Source organism: Arthrobacter hankyongi, from assembly GCF_022012395.1.
Lineage (GTDB): Bacteria > Actinomycetota > Actinomycetes > Actinomycetales > Micrococcaceae > Crystallibacter > Crystallibacter hankyongi.
The window spans coordinates 1-950 of the sequence record NZ_JAKLTQ010000055.1 but is presented as its reverse complement, the minus strand read 5'-3'; the positions used below and the strand labels follow the sequence as shown (position 1 = coordinate 950).

At 69.5% G+C, this 950-nt stretch carries 1 pseudogene; it reads right to left on the bottom strand.

The features are described from left to right. Positions 1 to 950 (bottom strand): annotated as a pseudogene (locus LVY72_RS24095) (glycine dehydrogenase (aminomethyl-transferring)); the annotation flags it as partial.

Below are 950 nucleotides of genomic sequence, written 5' to 3'. Positions count from 1 at the left end.
TGTAGACCTGCCCGCCGGCGGCGTGCACCGAGTCGCAGACCATCCTCACGTCGGCGTCGTACACACCGTGCGTGGACGGGTAGGTGATCATGATGCCGGCCAGGTTGTCCTTGTGCTGCTCGATCTTGGCGGCCAGGTCCTCGTGGTCGATGGTGCCGTCCGAGGCGGTGGCGACGACGACGACCTTCAGGCCGGCGAGCACCGCCGAGGCTGCGTTGGTGCCGTGGGCCGAGGCCGGGATCAGGCAGATGGTGCGCTGCTCGTCGCCGCGGGAGACGTGGTAGTTGCGGATCGCCAGCAGGCCGGCGTATTCGCCCTGCGAGCCGGCGTTCGGCTGGATGGACACGCCGGCATAGCCGGTGATCGCCGACAGCCGGGCCTCCAGGTCCGCGATCAGCTCCCGCCAGCCGGTGGTCTGGTGCGCCGGGGCGAACGGGTGGATGGAGGCGAACTCGGGCCAGGTGATGGATTCCATCTCCGCGGTGGCGTTCAGCTTCATGGTGCACGAGCCGAGCGGAATCATGGTCCGGTCCAGGGCCAGGTCGCGGTCGGAGAGCCGGCGCAGGTAGCGCATCATCTGGGTCTCGGAGCGGTGGCTGTGGAAGACCGGGTGGGTCAGGTACGCGGAGCTGCGCAGCAGGTCGGAACCCAGCTCGAAGCCGTTGGCGGACGCGGCGTCGGACACCTTCGCGGCGGCGTCGTCAACACCGAAAGCCTCGGCAACCAGGGCCAGGTGCTCGGCGGTGGTGCCCTCGCCGGTGGAGATGCCCACGTAGTCGGCGTCGATCACACGCAGGTTCACGCCCTTGGCCTCGGCGGCCTTGATGATGCCCTCGGCCCGGCCCGGGACCTTCACGGTCAGGGTGTCGAAGAAGGTGTCCGACACCAGCTCCAGTCCGGCCCCGGACAGCACCGCAGCCAGCGTGCGGGCCGAACCGTTGACGTGCTGC